Source organism: Humidesulfovibrio sp. (assembly GCF_035560995.1).
GTDB lineage: Bacteria > Desulfobacterota > Desulfovibrionia > Desulfovibrionales > Desulfovibrionaceae > Humidesulfovibrio.
In genome coordinates this window covers 1-2,894 of record NZ_DATMYK010000029.1, presented here as the reverse complement: position 1 = coordinate 2,894, position 2,894 = coordinate 1, and the positions used below count along the sequence as shown (strand labels likewise).

General features: G+C 66.0%; 2 protein-coding genes. Both read right to left on the bottom strand.

The window, feature by feature from the left end:
* Positions 1–99: 99 nt before the first annotated feature.
* Positions 100–1,818 carry a hypothetical protein gene (locus tag VN419_RS00970; protein ID WP_325643480.1) on the bottom strand — a complete coding sequence of 573 codons (1,719 nt, stop codon included), beginning with the start codon at positions 1,816–1,818 and terminating at the stop codon, positions 100–102.
* A partial coding sequence (locus tag VN419_RS00965) for an FkbM family methyltransferase (protein WP_325643478.1) occupies positions 1,815–2,894 on the bottom strand: 1,080 nt, incomplete at its 5' end. The genes VN419_RS00970 and VN419_RS00965, both read right to left, overlap by 4 nt.

The following is a 2,894-nucleotide window of genomic DNA, read 5'->3' as shown; positions in this document are numbered from 1 at the left end:
ATGTTTGCGATCCTGTGGAGCGCATCGCCTTGCACAGCGCGGAGCAATAGACCGCCAGCCCGGAAGGGCGGCAGGCTGCGAGTGGCAGTTGCGGATGCTTTACCGCGCGGCGATGGAATCGAGAAAAGCCGCCAGCCTCTTTCCCAGAAGCTCGGGCGCAAGGCCTTCGATGTATTGTCCCGCGTTGCGCAGGTACTGCTCACGGTCAAAGCCGCGCAGAATCCCTGAAGCCTGCGGCCAGTCCGCTGTTTCCAGTACCAGCCCGATGCCATTTTCACGTGCGATGTCGGCCATGTATCGCGTCTCCGGGCCGACGATGAACGGCACCGCCGCGCTTAAGTAGGTGAAGATAGTGTGCGGCAGGTGCACGCGCGGGAATTCGCAACGCACCGTGTCTATCCGGCGGCACATCCAGCCGAAGTCGAAGCGTGGCAAGAGCGCCATGAGTTCGGCGCTGGGAATGGCCGGAGTGTAGGAGATGTACTTGCTGGCCGCGGCCATGCGGCGCAATCCGTCGAACTCCGGCACGGCGCCGAAGTCCTCGGGGTTGAAAATGCTCAGGTGTATGCCCTGGCTGGCGCAGGCCTCCACGAATTCGTAGATGCAGAAGAGCGGAAACGCCACCTGTTCGGTGATCATGTCGGCGAACTGGATGGAGTTGATGAAGGCGATGTGCAGTTCGCCGCTGTCGGCCGAGTACTTCCGCACCTGGGCGTTGCGCGCGTGGATCTGGGCGTCCACGGCGCGCAGAAATTTGTGCTTCGGCTTCCGGCTCCCGTATTTGTCCTCGAAATACCGGATGACATGATCTTCGTTCCTGTACAGCATCCCGCCGCAACTGGTGATGATGTTCCGCTCCGCCTCCAGGGCCTCTTCACGCGTCGTGCCGTATTTTTCATAGAACCCGGCGGCGAAGCGCTCATCGTCCAGCATGGTCTCCAGAAAGGAGTCGTACTGGGCGATGACCGGCCCGAGGGAGTGGCGGATTATGCTCTGCACGTACTGCACGTTGGCGTACAGCACCCAGAGCACCACGGCGCTGAACCGGAAGGTTGCGCACAGGCACAGGCTGAAGACCGTGGAATACTCGGCGGACGGGCTGAGGAAGACATGGTCCGCAAAGCCCTCGGCCGTCAGCGCCTGGGCGTTCAGGTTGGCGATGGTGTTCGCGCGCACGACCATGACCACGCGCCAGCCGCGCTCGCGCAGGGTCCGCAGCACCAGCAGGTTCGCGCCGTACCAGTCGGAATCCGGCAGGTACAGGGTCTTTTCGTCCGCGGGGAAGGCTTCGCGCAGCGCGCGGGCGGTATTCCGGGCCTGAGTGTTGATGTGTTCCAGGCATTCCAGGATGTCGGCCTCGGTGAGCGCGGCGCGCAGGATCTCCCGCAGGGTGGCTATGCGTCCGGCTGGCAGGCCTTCCAGGCGCTGGCGCATGGCCGTCTCGTAGGTGGCGGTGAGCAGGAAGGCGTGCTCCGGGTCGAAGGCCACGGCGTCCCCGGCGGTCAGCCAGCGCTGGCCGAGGAAGCCTTCGGGGCGCTCCGCGGCGCCGTCGGTGAAGGCGAGATCGTGGCGGGCCAAGCTTTGGGGGTGGGACTCAACCAGTTGCCGCGACACCTCCCCGCAGCCTGAAAGGAGCACCCTGCTGCCCGCGGGCAGGCTGTCCAGGCGTCTGGCCGCGATGCGCGCGCGCAGGGCCTGGAACTGCGGGTCAACGGTGATGATCTGCGTCAGGGCCGTCCGCACCTCGGGCAAGCGGGCGAGCTTTTGCAGCGTTTCCGCTTCCCCCTGCCCCGGGGCATCGGCCGCCCGCGTGCTCATTTGAACCGTTCCTGATAGCTGCGGGCCGCGCCGTCGATGAGCGCGCGCAGCGCGGCGGCGAAATCGTGGTCGCCTTCCGTGACGGCCTTCTGTTCGGCCCAGGCCAGCACCTCGAAGGCGAACTCCGTCTGGCAGTGCCGTTCTGCCAGGGCCGCCAGCTTGAGGATGTTGGCCTTGGTGTAGAGACGCATGTCCTGGCCCCGGCTTTCCGCGGCGATGGGGTCGCGCAGGTACAGGGCGTGGGCCTCGATGAGCTGCCCGTGCCAGGCGTGGAAGCTTGGCAGGTGCCGGGTGGTGACCGGCGAGGCGTTGCGGCCCATGCACATGGGCCCGATGAAGGTGAAGAAGGTGAAGCCCTGGCTGCGCAGATAGCGGTCCAGGTCCGCAAACAGCGGCCGGCCGACATAGCTTTCGACAAAGGCGGCCTCTGTGAACAGGCCGAGCACTTCCGGCAGCAGGCTTTCGCCGCCTTGCAGTATCTCCAGCTCCGCGCCCTGCACGTTCAGCTTCATGAAGTCCACGCTGGCCACGTCGTGCCGGGCTTTCCACTGGTCCAGGGTGCTGACCTGCACCTCCAGGCTCTCTATGGGCTCCAGGAACTGCGCAAGGTTGTGCGCCTCGTGGCTGTCGGCCATCTTGATGCGGCCGAACAGCTCCATGTTGTAGGGATACAGGGAGCTGCTGCCCGGGTGGCGGGTGCTGTGGTGGAAGCTGCGCCGCCCGGCGGCGCCGGCCAAGCCATAGGGAAAGAAGCGCGCTTCGATGCCGCTCTCCGCCATCTCCCGGTTCATGGCCTCGCAGCCCTCGTCGTCCAGCTCAAAGCCGTACAGGCGCATGCGCGAGGCCGGAATGCCCAGCCAGCGCTCGTCGTTCACCGCGTCGCGCGCGCCCACGTCCAGCAGGGTGAAGCGCTCGCCCTCGGGCAGCAGGCCGTAGATGCCCTCGCAGAGGATGTGGCGGCTGCTGTCGCGGAAGGCGCACACGTCGGTCAGCCCGGCCTGCTTCAGGTTCCAGGCGATGTCCTCCTCAAAGGCGGAGGCGATGACGATGGGCCCGTCGCCTTCGGGGTGCCGGGC